This is a genomic window from Streptomyces sp. NPDC013157, assembly GCF_042899865.1.
GTDB lineage: Bacteria > Actinomycetota > Actinomycetes > Streptomycetales > Streptomycetaceae > Streptomyces.
Genome location: NZ_JBIBAK010000003.1, coordinates 463,613 through 484,681, shown reverse-complemented (window position 1 = coordinate 484,681; position 21,069 = coordinate 463,613). Strand labels below are relative to the sequence as shown.

General features: G+C 70.9%; 14 protein-coding genes. 5 read left to right on the top strand and 9 right to left on the bottom strand.

The features are described from left to right. Positions 1–22 precede the first annotated feature (22 nt). The 7 genes from ACFY6U_RS12400 to ACFY6U_RS12370 form a co-directional block, all read right to left on the bottom strand. Complete coding sequence (locus ACFY6U_RS12400) at positions 23–1,855, bottom strand: LamG-like jellyroll fold domain-containing protein (RefSeq protein ID WP_390037291.1); 1,833 nt, start codon at positions 1,853–1,855, stop codon at positions 23–25. 77 nt (positions 1,856–1,932) lie between these two features. Beyond that, positions 1,933–4,890, bottom strand: coding sequence for a glycoside hydrolase family 2 TIM barrel-domain containing protein (locus tag ACFY6U_RS12395; protein ID WP_390037289.1), 2,958 nt, complete (start codon positions 4,888–4,890; stop codon positions 1,933–1,935). A gap of 11 nt (positions 4,891–4,901) precedes the next feature. After that, positions 4,902–5,780 (bottom strand): alkaline phosphatase family protein, encoded by an 879-nt coding sequence (locus ACFY6U_RS12390; RefSeq protein ID WP_390037649.1) that lies wholly within the window; start codon positions 5,778–5,780, stop codon positions 4,902–4,904. Positions 5,781–5,848: 68 nt separating this feature from the next. Continuing rightward, the gene (locus ACFY6U_RS12385) at positions 5,849–6,634 is read right to left on the bottom strand and encodes a carbohydrate ABC transporter permease (RefSeq protein WP_351498473.1); all 786 of its coding nucleotides are present in this window, start codon (positions 6,632–6,634) and stop codon (positions 5,849–5,851) included. 92 nt (positions 6,635–6,726) lie between these two features. Then, positions 6,727–7,704, bottom strand: a complete 978-nt coding sequence (locus tag ACFY6U_RS12380; RefSeq protein WP_390037647.1) for a carbohydrate ABC transporter permease — start codon at positions 7,702–7,704, stop codon at positions 6,727–6,729. Positions 7,705–7,738: 34 nt separating this feature from the next. Beyond that, on the bottom strand, positions 7,739–9,016 hold the full coding sequence (locus tag ACFY6U_RS12375; protein ID WP_390037287.1) for an ABC transporter substrate-binding protein: 1,278 nt from the start codon (positions 9,014–9,016) through the stop codon (positions 7,739–7,741). A 123-nt stretch (positions 9,017–9,139) separates the two neighbouring features. After that, positions 9,140–10,159, bottom strand: coding sequence for a carbohydrate kinase family protein (locus tag ACFY6U_RS12370; RefSeq protein WP_351496174.1), 1,020 nt, complete (start codon positions 10,157–10,159; stop codon positions 9,140–9,142). Positions 10,160–10,287: 128 nt separating this feature from the next. Between ACFY6U_RS12370 and ACFY6U_RS12365 the strand changes: the two genes are divergently transcribed. From ACFY6U_RS12365 to ACFY6U_RS12345, 5 genes are all read left to right on the top strand, one after another. Continuing rightward, positions 10,288–11,052, top strand: coding sequence for a DeoR/GlpR family DNA-binding transcription regulator (locus ACFY6U_RS12365; RefSeq protein WP_351496176.1), 765 nt, complete (start codon positions 10,288–10,290; stop codon positions 11,050–11,052). Next, the gene (locus ACFY6U_RS12360) at positions 11,049–12,386 is read left to right on the top strand and encodes a 6-phospho-beta-glucosidase (protein ID WP_390037285.1); all 1,338 of its coding nucleotides are present in this window, start codon (positions 11,049–11,051) and stop codon (positions 12,384–12,386) included. Before ACFY6U_RS12365 ends, ACFY6U_RS12360 begins: the two co-directional genes overlap by 4 nt. A 46-nt stretch (positions 12,387–12,432) precedes the next feature. Then, positions 12,433–15,477 carry an alpha-mannosidase gene (locus tag ACFY6U_RS12355; protein ID WP_390037283.1) on the top strand — a complete coding sequence of 1,015 codons (3,045 nt, stop codon included), beginning with the start codon at positions 12,433–12,435 and terminating at the stop codon, positions 15,475–15,477. Positions 15,478–15,481: 4 nt separating this feature from the next. Continuing rightward, the gene (locus ACFY6U_RS12350) at positions 15,482–16,732 is read left to right on the top strand and encodes an alpha-L-fucosidase (RefSeq protein ID WP_390037281.1); all 1,251 of its coding nucleotides are present in this window, start codon (positions 15,482–15,484) and stop codon (positions 16,730–16,732) included. Positions 16,733–16,923: 191 nt separating this feature from the next. Next, the gene (locus ACFY6U_RS12345; RefSeq protein ID WP_390037279.1) at positions 16,924–17,802 is read left to right on the top strand and encodes a sulfotransferase family protein; all 879 of its coding nucleotides are present in this window, start codon (positions 16,924–16,926) and stop codon (positions 17,800–17,802) included. Between the two features lie 40 nt (positions 17,803–17,842). On the opposite strand, the gene ACFY6U_RS12340 is transcribed toward ACFY6U_RS12345, so the two are convergent. Both ACFY6U_RS12340 and ACFY6U_RS12335 read right to left on the bottom strand, forming a co-directional pair. Beyond that, positions 17,843–19,522, bottom strand: a complete 1,680-nt coding sequence (locus tag ACFY6U_RS12340; protein ID WP_390037277.1) for a carbohydrate binding domain-containing protein — start codon at positions 19,520–19,522, stop codon at positions 17,843–17,845. Between the two features lie 196 nt (positions 19,523–19,718). Next, a complete protein-coding gene (locus ACFY6U_RS12335) occupies positions 19,719–20,846 on the bottom strand; it encodes an ATP-grasp domain-containing protein (protein ID WP_390037275.1) in 1,128 nt (375 codons plus the stop codon). Between the last annotated feature and the right edge of the window lie 223 nt (positions 20,847–21,069).

Genomic DNA, 21,069 nt, shown 5'->3' with positions numbered 1-21,069 from the left:
AAGACGATCCTCGTAACGGGGGTCAGTGGGTCATGAAGGAGGAGACGGGCAGTGCCCGGGAGACGATCCGGACGTCGCCGAGGCGGCCGTACAGGATCTGGTCGATCTTGTCGGCGTACTCGTAGCCGCCGAGCAGCCACGGCTTCCCGGACGAGGCGATGCCGACCGCGGCGGCGTGCGGGTTGCGGGCCACCGGGCAGCCCTGCACGTACATGGTGGTGTGCTTGCCGTCGTTGACGACGGCGAGGTGCCACCAGATCTCCGGGTCGGTCTCGTCGCCCCAGTTGGTGGCCAGCTGCTGCTGGTTGAGCGGGTGGACGGCCCACTGCGGGCCCGGGCCGTCGGAGAGGGAGAGCGTGGCGAGCGGCTCGTCCGGGTCGTCGGTGACGGTGCCGACCGAGCCGTTGCGGCCGGTGCGGCTGACCAGTCCGGACCAGGCGTTGTGCGAGGCGTTCCAGTCGGCGGGCAGCCGGTAGAACACCTCGATGGTGTAACCGTCCTTGAAGGTCGCCGAGTTGAGCGGCGCGCCGTCGACGGTCCGCAGGTAGGCGCCCTTCAACGGCGACTTGTAGCCGGTGAACTCCAGGCTGCCGTGGCCCGGCTGGTCCGGGTGGTGGTCGGCCGACCAGCCGAGGGTGCCGCCGCCCACCGGGACCACGGTGAGGTCGTTGCCGTTGCCGGACAGGTCACGGACCGTGCCGGAGACCGCCGAGTCGAACCGCCAGTAGGCGGCCGTGCCCCGGACCAGCATCTGCGAGGCGGGCCGCGCCGGGCGGACCGGCACCGGGGCGAAGCCTTCGAAGCGGGCCGCGAAGTCGATGTCGACGGAGAAGCGGTCCGCGTCGCCGCTCAGCTCCATCTCCTGCCGCTCCAGCTCGTTCAGGCCCTTCTTGGCCCGGCCGAGGATCCACGGCGAGACCGTTTCCACGTCGATGACGTCGCGGTCCAGGTCGAAGTGGTAGAGGCGGATCATCGCCGCGCCGCCGAAGTACCGGTTCTGGTAGTTCGTCAGGTGCAGGTGCACGTCGTTGCCGGCCGCGTTCTTGCGGGTCGCGCGGCGGGCCGGCCAGTAGTGGCCGTTCAGGGTGAGGAAGATCTGGTCGTGCTCGTCGACCAGCTGGTCCCACAGCTGCTGCCCGTACGACGACAACTCGTCGTCGTCCACGACCAGTTCGTGCGTGGTGAGGATGACCGGCGCCGTGGGGTGCGCGGCGATGACGTCCTTCGCCCAGGCGTACCCCTTGGCCGACAGCCGCCAGTCCAGCGCCAGCACGAGCCACTCGCGCCCGGCCGCCCTGAACAGGTGGTAGGTGTTGTAGCCGTCCGCGGAGGCCCCGCCGAACGTCGGCTGGTCTGCGAAGCGCTGCGGGCCGAAGGCGTCCAGGTACGGCGTGGCACCGCGCTGGTCGTCCGTGGACGACCTGATGTCGTGGTTCCCGGCCAGCACGCTGTAGCCGACCCCGCGCCGGTCGAGGATCTCGAACGCCTTGCTGATCGCGGCGAACTCCTCCGCCGCGCCGTTCTGGGTGAGGTCGCCGAGGTGGGACAGGAAGACGATGTTCTCGTCGGACTCGCCGCCGTGCTCGAGGAGGTAGCGCAGCGACGCCTCGATGGGCGCCGGGTTGATGCTCGGCCCGTCGAAGAGGTACTGGGTGTCGGGCATCACCGCGAGGGTGAAGCGCCGGCTCTCCGGGTCGGGCCGCCGGCCGGAGCCGGAGGACGCGTCGGCGACGTCGGGCAGCGCGACCCCGGCGGTGGCGGCGGCGCCGAGCAGCGCGGTCGCCCGGAGGAAACTGCGGCGTCCGGCTCCGGCCTGCGCGGCCTCGCCCTGAGGGTGGTCATGCGAAGTACACACGTGTGCTCCGTGAGTAAGCAGAAGTGACGGCGAAGGGCGTGGGGGGATCTCGGAAGACGGATCTCGGCAGACGGTTCTCAGAGGACGCGCAGGGTCCAGCTCCAGCGGTGGACGCCCGGTGCGACGAGGTAGGAGGGGAAGGTGTCGGGGCCGCACGACGCCGTACCGAGGCCCCGGTGTGCGGCGTCGATGTGGACCACACAGCCGGCCCGCGGTACGAGTTCGTCGTGGTGCGCGACGGCGGTGAGGTCCTCGGCGCGGTAGCGGCCGACGGAGACCTGGCGGGGCTCGTCCAGCTCGACCGCGAGTCCGGTGGCGTCCGGCGCCGACAGCGTGAACCGCCGTACGCCGTGCCGGCCGCCGCTCTCCTGGGGCCGCAGATACGGGGTGAACAACGCGTCCACCGGGAGGGAGTGGTGGCCGACCGGGGCTCCGGCGGCACGGTCGGGGTACGACTCCCAGGGACCCTGACCGAACCACTCCAGCAGATCGAGCCCGGCCGCCGTCTCGAAGACAGAGCCGACCCGGGCCACGTCCGCGAACTCCTCGGGCAGCTCGGCCGACTCGTCGACCCGGACCCCGCCCTCGACCGGCGTGAACTCCTGCCGGTGCCGTACGACCCCGACCGTGCCGGCGTACTCCGCGAGCACGGTCACCCGGGCGCCGTCGCGGTGTACCGAGACCACCTTGCGCACCAGCTGGTCCAGGCCCCAGGCGCGCCAGCGCAGCGCCATCCCGCCCAGCTCGTCGTTGTCGGTGGGCGCCCGCCACAGCGAGAGGGCCGGCGCGGCGGTCAGCAGCGGATGCAGCAGCAGTCCCTCGCCGTCCACCTCGACGGCGGGCCCCGCCGGCACCGGCGGCCCGAGCGGGTCCGCCGCCCGGATCCGGATCTGCGGCGCGCAGAGCTCCGTACCGGCCGGTGCCCACGGCTGGTCCTCGGCGACCGTCACCCGCAGCGTCAGCCACGCCTCACCGCCGTCCGCCGGCACCTCGAACGGCAGCGGTACGGCCGCCGTCTCGCCGGGGCACAGCTCGGGCAGCTCGGCCGGGCCGGTCAGGGTACGGCCGTCGGCCAGCGCCAGCTCCCAGGTGCCGGCCAGCCAGTCGAAGCCCCGGAAGTGCTGGTGGTTGGCGAGGACGATGCCCTCGTGACGGAAACACCGGATGCGGACCGGCGCCGCGATCTCCCGGTGCTCGTACATCGCGGGCTTGGGGGTGCGGTCGGGGAAGACGATCCCGTCCGCGACGAAGGCCCCGTCGTGCAGGGCCTCGCCGAAGTCGCCGCCGTACGCCCAGCGGTGGCCGGGCGCGGCGACACCGTTGTCGTACAGTCCGGCGCCCGCGCGCCCGACCGGTCTTCCGTCGCTCACCCGCTGGAGAATTCCGTGGTCCCAGAACTCCCAGATGAACCCGCCCTGAAGACCCGGAGTGGACTCGATGGCGGCCCAGTGGTCGGCCAGCGTGCCGTTGCTGTTGCCCATGGCGTGCGAGTACTCGCACTGGATCAGGGGCTTGGTCTGCTCCCCGGACAGGGCGTGGGCGACACAGTCCTCCAGTGCCGCGTACATCGGGCAGGCGATGTCGGAGGCCACGTCCGGGTCGGCCCAGCCGAGTTTGGCGGCCCCCTCGTACTGGATGGGCCGGGTCGGGTCGTGCCGCCGGACCCAGCCCGCCGCCGCGTCGTGGTTGGCGCCGTAGTCGGACTCGTTGCCCAGCGACCAGATGATGATCGACGGGTGGTTCTTGTCGCGCAGCACCATCCGCGAGACCCGGTCCACGAAGGCGTTCAGGTAGCGCGGGTCGTCGGCGATCTCGTGGGCGTGGTCGTGGGACTCGATGTCCGCCTCGTCGACGACGTAGAGGCCCAGCTCGTCGGCGAGGTCGTAGAGGGCCGGGTCGTTCGGGTAGTGCGAGGTGCGGACGGCGTTGAACCCGAAGCGCTTCAGCACCACGAGGTCGGTGCGCATGTCGTCGTAGGACACCGTCCGCCCGGTGAGGGGGTGGAAGTCGTGCCGGTTGACGCCCCGGATGAACACCCGCTCGCCGTTGACGAGCAGGTCCCGGCCGACGATCTCGACGTCCCGGAAGCCGACGCGGTGGTACGACGTGTCGGCGACCGTGCCGTCCGCGCGGTGCAGCCGCACGGTCAGCCCGTACAGCTCGGGCTGCTCCGCGTTCCAGGTGCGCACCTCCGGCACGGCGGCGCGGATGCGGGCCTCGCCGAGGAAGTCGGAGACCCGGTCGTCCTCGGTGTTGAGCCGGTCGAACTCGGCGTCCTGCGCGAGCGGTTCGCCGTCGAGGTCCCCGGTGACGTACCAGCCGCCGGGCAGCGACCCGTCGCCGGCCGCGTTGCGCACCTGGCAGTCCACGCGCAGGTCGCCGTCCCGCCGCGCCCGCACGGTCACGTCCGCGAGCCGGAACGGGTCGGTCGCGTACAGCAGCACCGAGCGGGTGATCCCGCCGTGCCACCAGTGGTCCTGGTCCTCGACGTGCGAGGCGTCCGACCACTTGACGACGGTGAGCCTGAGGGCCGACCGCGCGCCGGGGCGGACGGCGTCGGTCAGGTCGAACTCGGCCGCCAGGTGCGAGTCCTTGGAGACGCCCACCGGCCGCCCGTCGACGTGCACGAGGAGCACGCTCTCGGCGGCGCCGACCTGGAGCACGATCCGGCGCCCGGCCCACTCCGCGGGCACGTCCAGCTCACGCTCGTAGACCCCCGTCGGGTTGGCGGCCGGGGAGCCCGGCGGGAACTCGCGGAACGGCATGGTGACGTTCGTGTACTGCGGCAGGTCGTCGGTGTCCTGCACGGTCCAGGCGCCCGGGACGTGGGCCGTGGACCAGGAGCCGCCGACCGCCGCGTCCGGAGCTGGCAGCAACTGGAAGTGCCAGTCGCCGTCCAGGGGGAGTGCTCCGGCGCGCCGGTCGACGGCGTTCATGGGGAGCCGCCCCCAGGAGGTCACCTCGGGGGCTTCCCAGGGGCGGAGGGCGATCAGGGGATCGGCGGGCCGGGGCCCGGGGATCGACGGACCGTTCATCGGCTGGTGGCTCACTTCTCTGGTGGCGTGGGTGGCGTGGGTGACGTGGCGGGTCCGGGCAGGACGCGACCCGCCCAGGCCCAGGCGGGGTCGACGGGGATGCCGAGCCGGTCCAGGACGGTGGGGGCGATGTCGATGAGGCGGGGGGCGTCGAGCAGGGTGCCGCCGGGCGAGCCGGGCTCGGCCAGGATCACGAAGACCTCCCGTTCGGCACGCGTGTCGCCGCCGTGGCCGCCGGCGTCGAGGTGGCCGTGGTCGGTGGTGACCAGTACGGTCCACCGCTCGCCGGAGCCCCGGGCGCCGACGGCCGCCAGCAGGCGTCCGAGGTGGCTGTCCTGGGCGAGCAGGGCGGCGTCGTAGGCGGGGGAGAGCGGGCCGGTGGCGTGGCCGGCCTCGTCCGTGGCGCCGAAGTACACGAACACCAGGTCCGGGTCGTGCTCGGTGAGCCAGCGGACGGCGGTGCGGGCGACGAGCTCGTCCGCGGCCGCGTAGCCGTCGCTCTCGCCGTCGTGGTGCACCCGCCGGCCGATGGCGGGGCCGAGGGTGCCGCGGTGGACCAGCTCCGGCCAGGAGACCACGGCCGCGGTGCGCAGACCGGGACGGGCGGTGGCGGCGCGGCTGAGGAAGTCGGGATGGCGGGTGTAGTCGGCGCCGGCGAAGTCGTTGCCGGTGACCCCGTGCCGGTCGGGCCACACCCCGGTCAGCACGCTCGACCAGCCGGGGCCGGAGTCGGTGTAGGCCATGCTGGTGGACGGCCCGTCCCCGGCCTGGCCGTCCGCCTCGCCGTACGGCAGCAGGCTGGTGCCGTGGGCGCCCGATGCCATGAGGCCGTGCAGGACGGGCGCGTGGGCACCGGGCCGGGTCAGCCGGTCGTGGCGCAGCCCGTCCATGCCCACCACGAGTACCCTGCCGTCCCGGCCGATGTCCCTCACCGGATCCCTCCTCTGTCGCGCGCGGGTCAGGTGCCCTGGACCGCACCCTCGGTGGCGCCCGCGATGAAACCGCGGGCGAATATGGCGAACACCAGCACCAGCGGCAGGGAGGCCATCAGCACCCCGGCCATGACCATGCTGTAGTCGGTGGTGTGGCCGACGTTGAGCTGGGCCAGCTCCACCTGGAGGGTCACGTGGTCGGGGTTGGTGAGCACGATGAGCGGCCAGACGTAGTCGTTCCAGGCGCCGACGAAGGCGTAGATGGCGAGGAAGGACAGCGCGGGCCTGATCATCGGCAGCGCGATGTTCCAGTACTGGCGGAAGAACCCGGCGCCGTCGATGCGCGCGGCGTCGAGGAGTTCGTCGGGCACGCCGTTCTCGATGTACTGGCGCAGCCAGAAGATGCCGAAGGCGTTGGCCAGGGCTGGCGGGATCAGCGCCTTGAGCATGCCGACCCAGCCGATGTTCGACATGAGGATGAACTGCGGCAGGATCGCCAGCTGCAGCGGCAGCATCATGAACAGCAGCAGCGTGCCGAAGAGCACCTTGCGGCCGGGGAAGTCGAACTTGGCGAAGGTGAAGGCCGCCAGCGAGTCGATGAAGAGCACCAGGACGGTGGTGACGGTCGCGACGATGACCGTGTTGAGCATCGACCCGAAGAAATCGATGGTGTTCAGCACGTGCCGGATGTTCTCCAGCAGGTGCGAGCCGAAGGTGAACTTCGGCGGGCTCTTGTAGATGTCCTGGGTGGTGTTGGTCGCCATGACGATCGTCCACAGGAACGGGAAGACCGAGAGCAGGACGGCCGCCATGAGGATGATGTGCGCGGTCAGGCCCTTGGGGCGGCGCAGCCGCCTCGCGCGCGGGGCCGGCCGCGTCGGGCCGGCTGCCGGGTCGGCTGTGGTCACGGCTTCCTCCCTCGTTGGGTGATGCGCCAGTTGACGGCGACGAGGACGATGATCAGCAGGAAGAAGGCCCACACGATGGCCGCGCCGTAGCCGTAGTCGTTGTTGAGGAAGGCCGACTGGTAGAAGTACAGCAGCGTGGTCAGACCGGCCTGTCCCGGGCCGCCGAGGTTCGCGTTGGCGGCGTTGCTGGCGAACAGGACCTGGGGTTCGCTGAAGCTCTGCAGACCGTTGATCGTCGAGATGATGACGGTGAACAGGATGATCGGCCGCATGATCGGGATGGTGATCTGGAAGAACGTGCGGACCGGGCCGGCGCCGTCCATCTTCGCCGCCTCGTAGATCGAGGTCGGGATCGCCTGGAGACCGGCCAGGTAGATGATCATGTTGTAGCCGGTCCACATCCAGGTCATCAGCAGCGAGATGACCACCTTGATCAGCCACGGGTTGCTCAGCCACGGCACCGGCGAGATGCCGACTGTGCCCAGGATCGCGTTGACCAGGCCGAAGTTGTTGCTGAACACCGCGCCGAAGAAGATCGCCACCGCGACGATCGAGGTGACGTTCGGTACGTAGAGGGCGATCCGGTAGAAGCCCTTGAAACGGCGCACCGAGTGCAGCAGCGTCGCCAGCACCAGGGCGCCCAGCAGGGTGGGCACGGTGGACAGCACCCAGATCACCAGGGTGTTGCGGATCGACAGCCAGAAGACCGGGTCCGACCACAGGAACCTGAACTGCTGCAGGCCCACGAACTGCATGTCGCCGAGGCCGTCCCAGCGCTGGAAGGCCAGGTACAGCGAGTAGAAGACCGGGAAGAAGGAGAACGCGGCGAAGATCAGGTAGAAGGGCGAGATCGCGAGGTACTGCCGCCAGTACGACAGCGGCCCGCGCCGCCGGGGCCGTGCGGTGGTGCCCGCGGGCGTGGCGCGCCGCGGGCGGAACCGGGCCGGGCCCGGCCCGCCGCGGTGTTCGGGCACCGCGGCGGGACCGGTCACCGGAGGTGACGTCACCTCAGTTCACCCCCTGCCGCCGGGCGATCTGCTTGGCCTGGCTGACCGCGTCGTTCCAGGCGTCGTCGGGCTTCTTGCCCTTGGCCTCGATGTTGGTCAGCTCCGTCATGTACGGGGCCATGACGGCGGCGTCGGCCGGTGCCTCGTAGCTGTCCGGTATCGCCTTGGCGGCCGGGCCGAAGACCTCGATGATCTTCTGCCCGCCGAAGAAGGCGTCGGGACCGGTCATGGCCGGCATGGCGTACGCGGCCGGGGCGGCCGGGAAGATGGCGGCGTCGGTGAAGCCGCGGGCGTCGTTGGTGGGGCTGAGGATCCAGCTGATGATCTTGAAGGCTTCCTCGGGGTTCCGGCACTGCTTGGGCAGCGCCAGGTAGGAGCCGCCCTGGTTGGCCGGTCCGACCGGGTTCGCACAGACCCGCCACTTGCCCTTGGTCTGGGGCGCGGCCTGCTCGATGTCCAGCGCGTGCCAGGCCGCGCCGAGTTCGGTGAGGAGGTTCTTGCCGACGGCGGCGTTCCAGCTGTTGTCGTTGATCTTGGCGTCGATGCCCAGGGTGTAGGGGCGGACGGCCGTGGTCCACGCGCTGCGGATGTGGTCCTGGTCGCCGATGAAGTGGTTGTTCTTGTCGATGAACCGCTGGGTGCCCTGGCCGACCGCGATGTTGAAGACGGAGCTGATGTTGTTGACCAGGAAGGTGCCGGGGTTCTTCTTCTGCAGCTCGGTGCCGAGCGTGAAGTAGTCGTCCCAGGTCGTGACCAGGGCGGCCACCTTGTCGGGGTCGGTGGCGACGCCGGCCTTGGCGAACAGGTCCTCGCGGTAGAAGAGCGCGGTGGGGCCGATGTCGATCGGGAAGCCGATCTGCTTGCCGTCGCTGGTCTGGGCGAGCTTGGTCTTCCAGCCCAGGTACTGCGAGGACAGCTTCTTGAAGCCCAGGTCGTTCAGGTCGAGGAAGCGGGAGGCGTTGGGCAGGAAGGACGCCATGTCCTCGCCCTTGATGCCGGTGATGTCGGGCACGGAGGAGCCGCCCGCGGCGAGGGTGGTGGTGAGCTTCTGCTTGAAGTCGCCGCCGATGGAGGAGGCGGTCAGCTTGACCGAACCGCTGAAGTGGGTCTTCGCCTCCGCGACCACCTTGTCGCTGAGCGCACCGCCCCAGTACCACAGGGTGAGGTTCTTGCCGTTCTTGGTACCGCTCGATCCGGAGCCGCCGCATGCGACGGTCAGGCCGGACGCGGCCGCGGTGAGTGCGGCGGCCTGGAGGAAGCCTCTACGTGAAAGGTCCACGGGTCACTCCTGTTGTTCCTGTTCGTGGTACTGAGGGGCGTTGGTGCTGTGGATCGTGGGGCGGTGGGGCGGTGGGGGGTGGGGCGTTGGACGGTGGGGCGTCGGGCTGCGGACGGGTGTGGGTCAGGGCTGCCGGGCGGGCGGGGTGACCGGGGCGTGGTGCACCGGGGGGCCCACGTCCGCCGGCAGGCGGTCTGCGAGGAAGCCGTAGGTCTTCCTCAGTTCGGGATCGGTCAGTGAGCGCCACCAGCGGTCGACGCCGTACCAGCCGGGGGCCGCGAGGGCGCCGCCGTGGTGCTGTACGGAGAGCCCGGCCGCGAGGACCGCGAACCGCAGCCGCTCGGCCAGCGGCCAGCCGCCGAGGGAGGCGGTGACGAAGCTCGCCCCGAACACGTCCCCGGCGCCCGTGGCGTCCAGGACGTCGACGGGGAGGGCCGGGACCTCGGCGTACTCGCCGGTGGTCTGGTCGACGGCGACCGCGCCGTCCCCGCCCCGGGTGACGACCGCCACCGGCACCAGCTCCGCGAGCGTGCCGAGGGCCGCGACCGCGGTGTCGGTGCGGGTGTAGGCCATCGCCTCGGTCTCGTTCGGGAGGAAGGCGTGGCACAGGGCGAGCTGGTCGAGCAGGTCGCGGGACCACTCCTGGGTGGGGTCCCAGCCGACGTCGGCGTAGACGTGGGTGCCGTTCGCCGCGGCCTTGGCGATCCACTCGCGCGGCTCGGCCTCGATGTGCACGAGCGCGGTGCGGGCCTCGGGCGGGTCGCCCATCAGCGTGTCCTGCGAGTACGGGGGTTCCTGGCCGTGCGTGACGAGGGCCCGGTCGTGGCCGGCGGCGAGCGAGACGGTGACGGGGGTGGGCCAGCCGTCCGCGGTGCGGGAGAGCGAGAGGTCGATGTCCTCCTGGTCGCACAGGACGTCCCGGCAGTACTCGCCGTAGAAGTCGTCCCCGAAGACCGTGGCCAGCGAGGTGCGCAGGCCGAAGCGGGACGCGGCCACCGCGAGGTTCGCGATGCCGCCGGGGCCGCAGCCCATGCCGGCCGTCCAGATCTCCTCGCCCGGCGTCGGCGGCTTGCCGAGCCCCGTGAGGACGAGGTCGTAGAAGAGCAGCCCGGTCAGCAGCACATCGGGCCTGTCGTCGTCCACGCGCGCAGCCTCTCGTCAAAACTCGTCATTTTCGATGACCGGAATCGTGCGCCGATCGAAGAGATTGGTCAATACCCGAGCAGAACTGAGCATGGATTTGATTGAAGATGACGAGTAGTGTTCGCCGCGTGCTGGCAGAACGACGACACCAACTCATCCTGCGGGCCCTGCGCGCCGGTGGCCCCGCTTCTGTGACCGACCTCTCCGAGCAGCTGAGCGTGAGTCCGGCCACCATCCGGCGCGACCTGGTCAAGCTGGAGGAGGACGGGCTGCTCACACGTGTCCACGGCGGCGCCGTCGTCGAGGAGGGCGACCAGCCCTTCGCCGAGGTCGCCGAGGTGCGGGTGGCCGAGAAGGACGCGATAGCCGCGTGCGCGGCGGCGCTGGTCAAGGACGGCCAGTCGGTGCTGCTCGACATCGGCACCACCGCCTTCCGGCTCGCCCGCCAGCTGCACGGCCGCCGCCTCACCGTCATCACCAGCAACCTGGTGGTCTACGAGGAACTCGCCGACGACGAGGGCATCGAGCTGGTGCTGCTCGGCGGCATGCTGCGCCGCGAGTACCGCTCCCTGGTCGGGTTCCTCACCGAGGACAACCTGCGCCAGCTGCACGCCGACTGGCTGTTCCTCGGGACCAGCGGGGTGCGCCCGGGCGGCCAGGTGATGGACACGACGGTCGTGGAGGTGCCGGTCAAGCGCGCCATGATCGGGGCGAGCGACAAGGTCGTGCTGCTCGCCGATGCCGCCAAGTTCCCGGGCACGGGCATGGCGAAGGTCTGCGGTCCCGGGGACCTGGACATGGTGGTGACCAACGCGCCGGTGGACCCGGCGACGCGGGCCTCCCTGGAGGAAGCCCGCGTCGAGGTGGTCCTGGCAGGAAAGGCTCAAGCGTGAAACTGACGATTCTGGGCGGTGGCGGGTTCCGCGTGCCGCTCGTGTACGGCGCCCTGCTCACGGACCGGGCCGAGGGGCGGGTCACCGAGGTCGTGCTGCACGATCTCGACGCCGGCCGGCTCTCCGCGGTCGCCCGGGTCCTGGCCGAACAGGCGGCCGGCGTCCCGGGCGCCCCCGCCGTGACCGCCACGACCGACCTGGACGAGGCCCTCACCGGCGCCGACTTCGTCTTCTCGGCGATCCGGGTCGGCGGCCTGGAGGGCAGGGCGAACGACGAGCGGGTGGCCCTGGCCGAGGGCGTCCTCGGCCAGGAGACGGTGGGTGCGGGCGGCATCGCCTACGGCCTGCGGACCGTGCCCGTCGCGGTCGACATCGCCCGGCGGGTCGCCCGGCTCGCCCCGGACGCCTGGGTCATCAACTTCACCAACCCCGCGGGCCTCGTCACCGAGGCCATGTCCCGGCACCTCGGCGACCGCGTCATCGGCATCTGCGACTCCCCGGTCGGCCTCGGCCGCCGGATCGCCCGGGTGCTCGGCGGGAACCCGAAGGAGGCCTGGATCGACTATGTCGGCCTCAACCACCTCGGCTGGGTCCGCGGCCTGCACATCGAGGGACGCGACGAACTCCCGCGCCTGCTCGCCGACCCCGACCTGCTCGGCTCCTTCGAGGAGGGCAAGCTCTTCGGCGTCGACTGGCTCCAGTCCCTCGGCGCCATCCCCAACGAATACCTGCACTACTACTACTTCAACCGCGAGGCCGTCCGCGCCTACCAGCAGGCCGAGAGGACCCGCGGCGCCTTCCTCCGCGACCAGCAGGCGCACTTCTACGAGGCGGTCACCGACCCGGGTGCCAGGGCCCTGGACGTCTGGGACCGCACCCGCGCCGAGCGCGAGGCCACCTACATGGCGGAGAACCGGGAGACGGCCGGCGCCGGCGAGCGCGACGCCGACGACCTCTCCGGCGGCTACGAGAAGGTCGCCCTCGCCCTGATGCGGGCCATCGCCCGCGACGAGCGCACCACCCTGATCCTCAACGTCCGCAACCGCTCCACCCTCTCGGTCCTCGACGGCGAGGCCGTCATCGAGGTGCCCTGTCTGGTCGACGCCAACGGTGCCCACCCGGTCGCCGTCGCCCCGCTCCCCGACCACGCCACCGGTCTTGTCTGCGCGGTCAAGGCGGTCGAGCGCGAGGTGCTCGCCGCGGCCGAGTCCGGCTCCCGTACGACGGCCGTGAAGGCGTTCGCGCTGCACCCGCTGGTCGACTCGGTGAACGTCGCCCGCCGGCTGGTGGAGGGGTACACCGGGGTCCACCCGGGCCTCGCGTATCTTAAGTGACCAGCCGCTCGGAAAGCGCTTTCCAAACCTCTTCTGGAGACTTCCCATGCACGACGAACGCCGCCGGATCGAGGAGCGCGTAGAGCGCCTCCACAACCAGCGCATCAAGCCCGCGATCTACGCGGCCACCGTCCCCTTCGAGGTCGCCGCGTGGCAGGCCCCGGGGGAGCCGGTCTCCTTCGAGGAGGCCGCGGCCGCCGCGTACGAGCCGTTCGCCATGGACACCCCGTGGGGTCCGCCCTGGGGCACCACCTGGTTCCGGATGCGTGGCCAGGTGCCCGCCGAGTTCGCGGGCCGCCGCGTCGAGGCCGTCATCGACCTCGGCTTCGTCGGCGACTGGCCGGGCAACCAGGCCGAGGCCCTGGTCCACCTCGCCGACGGGACCCCGCTGAAGGCCGTCAACCCGCTCAACCAGTACGTGGCGATCGCCAACCCGGCGACCGGCGGCGAGGTGATCGACTACCTGGTCGAGGCCGCCTCCAACCCCGACATCCTCGCCAACGACTTCGCGGCGCCGACCCCGCTCGGCGACGTCCTGACGGCCGGCGACAAGCCGCTCTACACCTTCAGGCGCGCCGACATCGCCGTCCTCGACGAGGACGTCTGGCACCTCGACCTGGACATCCAGGTACTGAAGGAGCTGATGCTGGAACTGGGCGAGCACGACCCGCGCCGGCACGAGATCGCGCACGCCCTCGACCACGCGATGGACCTGCTCGATTTGGACGACGTCTCCGGCTCGGCCGCCGCCGTCCGCGAGGCCCTGAGGCCCGCGCTGTCGAAGCCCGCGCACGCCAGCGCCCACCGCATCTCCGGCGTCGGCCACGCGCACATCGACTCGGCCTGGCTCTGGCCGATCCGCGAGACCAAGCGCAAGACGTCCCGCACCTTCTCCAACGTGACATCGTTGGCGGACGAGTACGAGGAGTTCGTCTTCGCCTGCTCGCAGGCCCAGCAGTACGAGTGGGTCCGCGACAACTACCCGCAGGTCTGGGCCCGGATCCAGGAGTCGGTCAAGAAGGGCCAGTGGGCGCCGGTCGGCGGCATGTGGGTGGAGTCCGACGGCAACCTGCCGGGCGGCGAGGCGGTCGCCCGCCAGTTCGTCCACGGCAAGCGGTTCTTCATGGAGCACTTCGGGGTCGAGACCAAGGGGGTGTGGCTGCCGGACTCCTTCGGCTACAACGCGGCCTACCCGCAGATCGCCAAGCTCGCCGGCAACGAGTGGTTCCTCACCCAGAAGATCTCCTGGAACCAGACCAACAAGTTCCCCCACCACACCTTCTGGTGGGAGGGCATCGACGGCACCCGCATCTTCACGCACTTCCCGCCCGTCGACACCTACAACGCCCGCTTCAGCGGCGAGGAGATGTCCCGCGCGGTCCGCAACTACGCCGAGAAGGGCGGTGCGACGCGCTCGCTGGCCCCGTTCGGCTGGGGCGACGGCGGTGGCGGCCCCACCCGCGAGATCATGGAGCGGGCCCGCCGCCTGAAGGACCTGGAGGGCTCCCCGCGCGTCGAGGTCGAGCACCCGGACGCCTTCTTCGCCAAGGCCCGCGCCGAGTACGAGGACGCCCCGGTCTGGGTCGGCGAGCTCTACCTGGAGCTGCACCGCGCCACCTACACCTCGCAGGCCCGCACCAAGCAGGGCAACCGGCGCAGCGAGCACAAGCTCCGCGAGGCCGAGCTGTGGGCGACGACGGCCGCGCTGCACGCGCCCGGCTACCGCTACCCGCACGAGAAGCTCGACCGGCTCTGGAAGACGGTCCTGCTCCACCAGTTCCACGACATCCTGCCCGGCTCCTCGATCGCCTGGGTGCACCGCGAGGCCGAGGCCGAGTACGCGCGTGTCGCCGCGGAGCTGGAGGCGCTCACCACCGAGGCGGTCACCGCCCTGGGCGGCGGCGCGGCCCGGGTCTTCAACACCAGCCCCTACGGCCGTGCGGAGGTCGTCCGGGACACCGCGGGCACTCCGGTGTACGTCGAGGTCCCCGCGGGCGGCAGCGCGCCGCTGACGGCCGCCGCCGAGGCCCCGCGGCCGGTGACCGTGGACGGCCGGGTCATCGACAACGGACTCGTCCGGGTGGAGATCGCCGAGGACGGCACCCTGTCGTCGGTGTACGACCTCCGCGCGAACCGTGAGGTCCTCGCCGGCCAGGGCAACCTGCTCCGCCTGCACACCGACCTCCCGAACTACTGGGACGCCTGGGACGTCGACAAGCACTACAAGAACCGCTACACCGACCTGCTCGACCCCTCCGAGATCACCGTCGTCGACACGGACCCGCTGCTCGGCGCGATCCGCATCACCCGCCCCTTCGGCAACGGCTCGACGATCACCCAGACGGTCACCGTCCGCGCCGGCAGCCCCCGGATCGACTTCGAGACGGACATCGACTGGCACGAGGCCGAGAAGTTCCTCAAGGCAGGCTTCCCGGTGGACATCCGCGCCGCGCACTCCTCCGCCGAGATCCAGTTCGGCCACGTCCAGCGGCCCACGCACACCAACACCAGCTGGGAGGCGGCCCGCTTCGAGGTCTCCGGCCACCGCTGGGTGCACATCGGGGAGCCCGGCTACGGCGTCGCCGTCATCAACGACTCGACGTACGGCCACGACGTCTCCCGCACGGTCCGCGAGGACGGCGGTACGACCACCACGGTCCGGCTCTCCCTGGTGCGCGCCCCGCGCGTCCCGGACCCGGGCGCCGACCAGGGCCGCCACCGCATCACCTACGCGCTGCTGCCCGGCGCCACCATCGGGGACGCGGTCGCCGAGGGCTACGCCCTCAACCTCCCGCTGCGGGTGGCCGACGCGGCGGGCGAGCCGCAGCCGGTCGTCTCGGTGGAGGGCGACGGCGTGACCGTCGAGGCCGTCAAGCTCGCCGACGACGGCTCCGGCGATGTCGTGGTCCGCCTCTACGAGTCCCGGGGCGGCCGCGCCCGGGGCGTCCTGCGCACCGGCTTCCCGCTGGCCGGCGCCCGGGTGACCGACCTCCTCGAGCGCCCCCTGGAGGACGCCGACGTGGACGGCGACACCGTCTCCGTCGCGCTGCGCCCCTTCCAGATCCTCACCCTCCGCCTGCAGAGGAGCTGACCGGATGGCCATGCAACCCTGGTTCACCGATGCCAAGCTGGGGATCTTCGTGCACTGGGGCATCTACGCCGTGGACGGGGTCCAGGAGTCCTGGTCCTTCTACGACGACATCGTGCCGCACGACCAGTACATGTCCCAGCTGGGCCGCTTCACCGGCGCCAAGTACGACCCGAAGGCGTGGGCGGACCTGTTCGCCCGCGCCGGCGCGAAGTACGCCGTACTCACCAGCCGTCACCACGACGGTGTGGCCCTGTGGGACACCGGGTACGGCGACCTCAACCTCGGCAGGGACTACCTCGGCCCCTACGCCGAGGCCCTGCGCGCGCACGGCCTCAAGGTCGGCCTCTACTACTCGCACTCCGACTGGAACCATCCCGACTACGCCTCCACGCGCAAGCCGGGCCGCCCGCCGGAGCTGGAGGACAACCGGTACTCGGAGGTGGCGGCCGAGGACGAGGACCTGGCCGCCTGGGAACGCTTCATCGCCTACCGGGACGGCCAGATCACGGAGCTGGCCTCCCGCTTCCGGCCGGACCTGATGTGGTTCGACGGGGAGTGGGACCGCAGCGAGGAGCAGTGGCGGATCCCCGAACTCGCCGCGCTGATCCGGTCGTACGTCCCGCACGTCGTCTTCAACGCGCGGATGCTCAGCGAGGGCGACTACGCGACCCCCGAGCAGGGCGCCCCCATCGTGCCGCCGGACGGCCCGTGGGAGCTGTGCCTGACGATCAACGACTCGTGGGGGTACCAGCACCACGACCACAACCACAAGTCCCTCGCCCAGCTGATCCGCTACTTCACCGAGACCGTCGGGGGCGGCGGCAACCTGCTGCTGGACGTCGGTCCCATGGAGGACGGCACCATCCCGCAGCCGCAGGTCGAGCGCCTGGAGGGGCTGGGGGAGTGGATCCGCCGGCACGCGGAGGCGGTGTACGGGACGGGACGCGGCCTGCCGGCCGGGCACCACTACGGCCCGAGCACCCTCTCCGCCGACCGGCGCACCCTCTACCTCACCCTGTTCGACGCGCCGCGCGCCGAGATCGGCGTCCGGGGCCTGGCGACCAAGGTGAACAGGGTCACCGTCCTCGGCACCGGCACCGAACTCGGTCACCGGGTGGTCGGCGGGCTGCACGAGGCGGTCGGTGTGCTGTGGATCGACCCGCCGGCGGCGGCCGACCTCGACCCGTACGCCACCGTGCTCGCCGTCGAACTGGACGGGGAGCTGGAGCTGTACCGCGGTTCCGGCCGGTTCTGAACCGGTTCGAGCTATAAGTCTGGATTTCTCATATGAAGAATTAAGAGAACGGTAAGTCGGCTGGTCACGGCGGCTTTTCGGGCCGCCGTGACCCTGTCGGTTTCCCTCCTGGACACCTTGGGTTCGCCTGACACCCCTGGGATGCGGGACGGCAGGGACGACAGAAAGGCATCACCGTGCGAGACCCGCGAATGTCAGCGATCGCCAAGGGGCTCAAGCGCCGTGGCCGGCTCATGGCACAGGCGGTGAGCCCGCCGCGCAAGACCCTGGACGCCATCCCGACCCAGCGCCCCGCCGAGCGGCCGCAGCAGGCCCCCGACGACGGGTATACGGCCCCGCTCGCCCCGCGCCTCGTGCAGTCCCCGGCCTTCGTGCTCTCCTCGGTGCGCTCCGGCTCCACGCTGCTGCGGGTCCTGCTGAACAGCCACAGCCGCATCCGCGCCCCGCACGAGATGCACCTGCGCACGGTGCACGTCCGCATGTCCCGGGAGTTCACGGCGGACGCCATGAAGGAACTCGCCCTCGACCGCGAGGAGCTGGAGCACGTCCTGTGGGACCGGGTGCTGCACCTGGAGCTCAGCCGCAGCGGCAAGGACGTCATCGTCGACAAGACCCCGCCGAACACCCTCATCTGGCCCCGGCTGCACCGATGTTGGCCCGAGGCCCGGTTCATCCTGCTGCTGCGCCACCCCGGCGCCGTCATCCGGTCCCTGACCAGCCGCCGCGCCGACCCCGACCACGAGGCGATCCGCGCCGAGGTGCTGAGCTACGCCGAGAAGCTCGAAGAGGCCCGCCAGAACCTCACCGGCGCCCATGTGATCACGTACGAGGACCTCACCGCCGACCCGGAGCGGGTCACCCGGGGCCTCTGCGAGTACCTCGGCGTCCCGTGGGAGAGCGGCATGCTCGACTACGGCAAGCAGGACCACGGCACGTTCAGGCCGAAGCTCGGCGACTGGAGCAAGGAGATCAAGTCCGGCCGGATCCAGGCCGCCCGCCAGGCCGACCCGGCCGCCGAACTCCCGCCCCGGCTCGCCGAGATGGCGAAGGCGTGGGGATACCCGGTCTAGGCATCCCCACGCCGACGGTTCCTGTTCGCTCAGCCTTCGCTCAGCCGGTGAAGCCGGCCGTGATCGAGGTGAACTGCCAGTCGCTCTGGCTGATGCCGGAGCAGTTGCTCACCACGCCGCCGCCCGCGCAGCCGCGGTCCCGGTTCGCCGCCCAGAACGCGAGCCGGGCGATGTGGTGCGAGTTCCCCCAGTCACGGATCTGCGTCCAGATCGCCGGGGTGGTGTTCTCCTGCTGGTCGGACAGCCCGTTCATGCCGGAGATCCCGATGTGCGCGTAGGCCGTCGCGTCGTCCCAGCCGAACGTGGACTTCAGCTTGGTCTTCAGCCCCTCGGCCGCGGCCACGGTGTTGCCGTACATGTCGGAGCCGCCGCCGAAGTCGAACGGCATGATCGTGAAGACGTCGATGTCGGCGCCGATCGACTGGGCCTGCTCGATGAGCCGGTTGCCGTAGTACGTCGGGCCGGTGGTGGACGTCCCGAAGGTGACGATCGTCTTCAGACCGGCGTTGTTGGCCTTGACGGTCTTCAGGGCGGTCAGGATCTTCGCCTGCACGGCCTCGTTCTCGAACTCGTCCGTGTTCTCGATGTCCATGTCGACGGATTTCAGACCGTAGGCGTCGATCACCTTCTGGATCGCCCCGGCCAGCGCGCTCGCCGAGGAGCAGTTGGCGCCGAGCTTGCTGCCCTGCCAGCCGCCGAACGACGGGGTGACGTCACCGCCGGCCGCCCGGACCTGGTTGATCGCGCTCTGGTCGACGCCGCCGGTGAGCGCCCGGCTGCCGTCCCAGGCCGGGGTGCAGCCGCCGGAGTCCAGCACGAAGGCCATGGTGAAGTTCTTGATGCCGGTCGCGTTCATCACCGTGGCCGGGTTCGGCGGGTCGCCCCAGCCCTCGTACAGGTAGGGCGCGGCCTGCTTGAAGCCGGTCCCGCCGCCGCTGCCCGCGCTCGTCGTCACGGAGACGGAGTTGGAGGCGGCCGACACGTTCCCGGCCGCGTCCCGCGCCTTCACCGTGAACGTGTACGCCGTACTGGCCGACAGCCCGCTCACCGTGGCGGAGGTCCCGGAGACGCTCGTTGCCAGGGTCGACCCGCGGTAGACGTCGTACGCCGTCACCCCGACGTTGTCCGTCGCCGCCGACCACGACAGGGACACGCTCGACGAGGTCTTCCCGGTGGAGGTGAGGTTCGCGGGCGCGGTGGGCGCCTGGGTGTCGGAGCTGCCGCCGGGCCCGTCGAGGCTGATGTCGTCGGCGTAGTACGTCCCCTGGGCGTACCACCCGTGGACGTAGATCTGGGCGCTGGTCTGCGAGGCCCCGGTGGTGAAGGAGACCGTCAGCTGGCTGTACTGGGACGTTGAGGTCGTCCAGGTGGACGCACCGCCGGTCACCCCGAGGTAGACGTACGAGCCGCGGACCCAGCCGCTGAGCGAGTACGTCGTGTTGGGCTGCACGGCGACGGTCTGCGTGCACTGGGCGTTGTCACTGGAACTCGCGGCCCCCGCGAGCGCCTTGGAGCCGCCGTGCACGGGCGAGGACACGACCGAGCCGAGGTTCCCGGAGCAGGACCACGGCGAGAGGCTCCCCGACTCGAAACCGGGGTTGGACAGGATGTTGGCCGCCTGCGCGGTACCGGGCAGCGCGATGGCTCCGGCGAGCGCGAGAGCGGCGGACCCGAGCAGGGCGAATATCCGACGTCTGGAACGTCTGAGCGAGTTGCGCACGCGATCTCCCTGAAGGAGTGGGGGTGTTCGGGAGTTGCACGAAGGTGCAAGGAGGTGCGCAACAAAGTTGGTATGGACCAATCCGCCTGTCAAGAAGACAGACGTGAATTGGTCCATACCGGTGAGATGAAGCGCCCCGAAAGGGGCGCGGGGAACTGCGCGATCGGCCACAACGGACCCGCAGTCGGCGTCGTGCCTACAGCGGCAGCGCCTCCGCCGCCTCCACCGACCCGACAGCAACAGGCGCAGGCACCGCCGCCTGCAGCACCACCTCTTCCGCCTCTTCCCGCTGTACAGGAACCGACGGCAGAACAGGCTTCGGCCCGGACACCACCGCGTAGTCCTGCCCCAGGAACGGCGGCTCGATCACCCCGGGGTCCTCGCCGAGCGCCAACTGCACGGCCGCCCAAGGCGCGTTGACCCCGCAGAGCGACAGCTGGTGCAACCCGCCCGCCGGCCGCGTGTTCACATCGAGCAGCACCGGCTGGTCGCCGTACATCCGGAACTGGATGTTGGACAGGTAGTGCAGCCCGAAGCCCTCGGCGATGACCCGCGCCGGCCTCAGCCACTGCTCGTCGAGGGTGAACCCGCGCCGGCGCCCCTTCTTGGTGCGGCCCACGGCCAGCCGGACCCGGTTGTCCGGCCCGGTGAGGCAGTCGACGGACACCTCCGGCTCCTCGAGGCGCGGCATCACCAGCCAGTCCACCGGCTGGTCGGCGCGGCGCAGCGCGTCCACGACCAGGTCGAGCTGGACGTACGGGCCGGGGAACCCGTTGAGGTGGAAGAGCGAGAAGGGGGCGCGCGTGATCACGCGGAAGCCGACACCACCCGCACCGGCGGCCGGCTTGAAGCAGGCCTTGTGCCCGCCCGCCTCCAACTCCTCCACCGCGGCGACGAGTTCGTCCGCCGTGCGGACCCGCGACCAGGGCGGCACCGGGACGCCCACCGAGCTCACCGCCTCGTACGCGGTCGCCTTGTCCTCGAAGACCGCGGTGCCCTCCGGCGTCGGCGCCAGCAGGGCCGTGCCGATCGCCTCAAAGTCGGCCCGGTGGGCCACGATCGCCGACTGGTGCAGCCGGGGTACGAAGACATCGATGCCGCGGCGCTGGCACTGGTCGAGGGCGTACTCGACGTAGCCGGCCGGGGACAGGCCCTCCGGCTCCAGGTCGGCGGTGTCCGCGGCGGCCAGCACGGGGGAGTCGGCGTCACCGTGCGTCGCATGGATCTCGACCGCCCGGTCGCTGGGATTTCTCCGCAGCTGATCCATGAAGAACACGTTCTCCGCGTACGTGCGGTTGAGCCAGACGCGTACGCGAGAGCGCATTAAAGCCGCCTTTCGGGGTTTTCGGGCAGGGGTCAGCGGGCCCGTGCCCGGGCAGGGTGGTTGGAGGGACACCAAACCGCCCTGGGCGAAGGGAAGTTCGTGGCGGTGGTGTTGGGGGGATCATACGGCTTTCGAGGGGCCCCGCGTGCAACGCGAGTGTTACGGATTTCCCCGTACTGTCCACGCGCGTTTTCCTGCACCGTCCACGCCGGTTTCCTTGACG

Excerpts from the sequence above, each read along its gene's own strand:
- ACFY6U_RS12395 (WP_390037289.1), bottom strand. The coding sequence starts at position 4,890 with ATGAACGGTCCGTCGATCCCCGGGCCCCGGCCCGCCGATCCCCTGATC.
- ACFY6U_RS12390 (WP_390037649.1), bottom strand. The coding sequence starts at position 5,780 with ATGGACGGGCTGCGCCACGACCGGCTGACCCGGCCCGGTGCCCACGCG.
- ACFY6U_RS12385 (WP_351498473.1), bottom strand. The coding sequence starts at position 6,634 with ATGGCGGCCGTCCTGCTCTCGGTCTTCCCGTTCCTGTGGACGATCGTC.
- ACFY6U_RS12355 (WP_390037283.1), top strand. The coding sequence starts at position 12,433 with ATGCACGACGAACGCCGCCGGATCGAGGAGCGCGTAGAGCGCCTCCAC.
- ACFY6U_RS12350 (WP_390037281.1), top strand. The coding sequence starts at position 15,482 with ATGGCCATGCAACCCTGGTTCACCGATGCCAAGCTGGGGATCTTCGTG.
- ACFY6U_RS12345 (WP_390037279.1), top strand. The coding sequence starts at position 16,924 with ATGTCAGCGATCGCCAAGGGGCTCAAGCGCCGTGGCCGGCTCATGGCA.
- ACFY6U_RS12335 (WP_390037275.1), bottom strand. The coding sequence starts at position 20,846 with ATGCGCTCTCGCGTACGCGTCTGGCTCAACCGCACGTACGCGGAGAAC.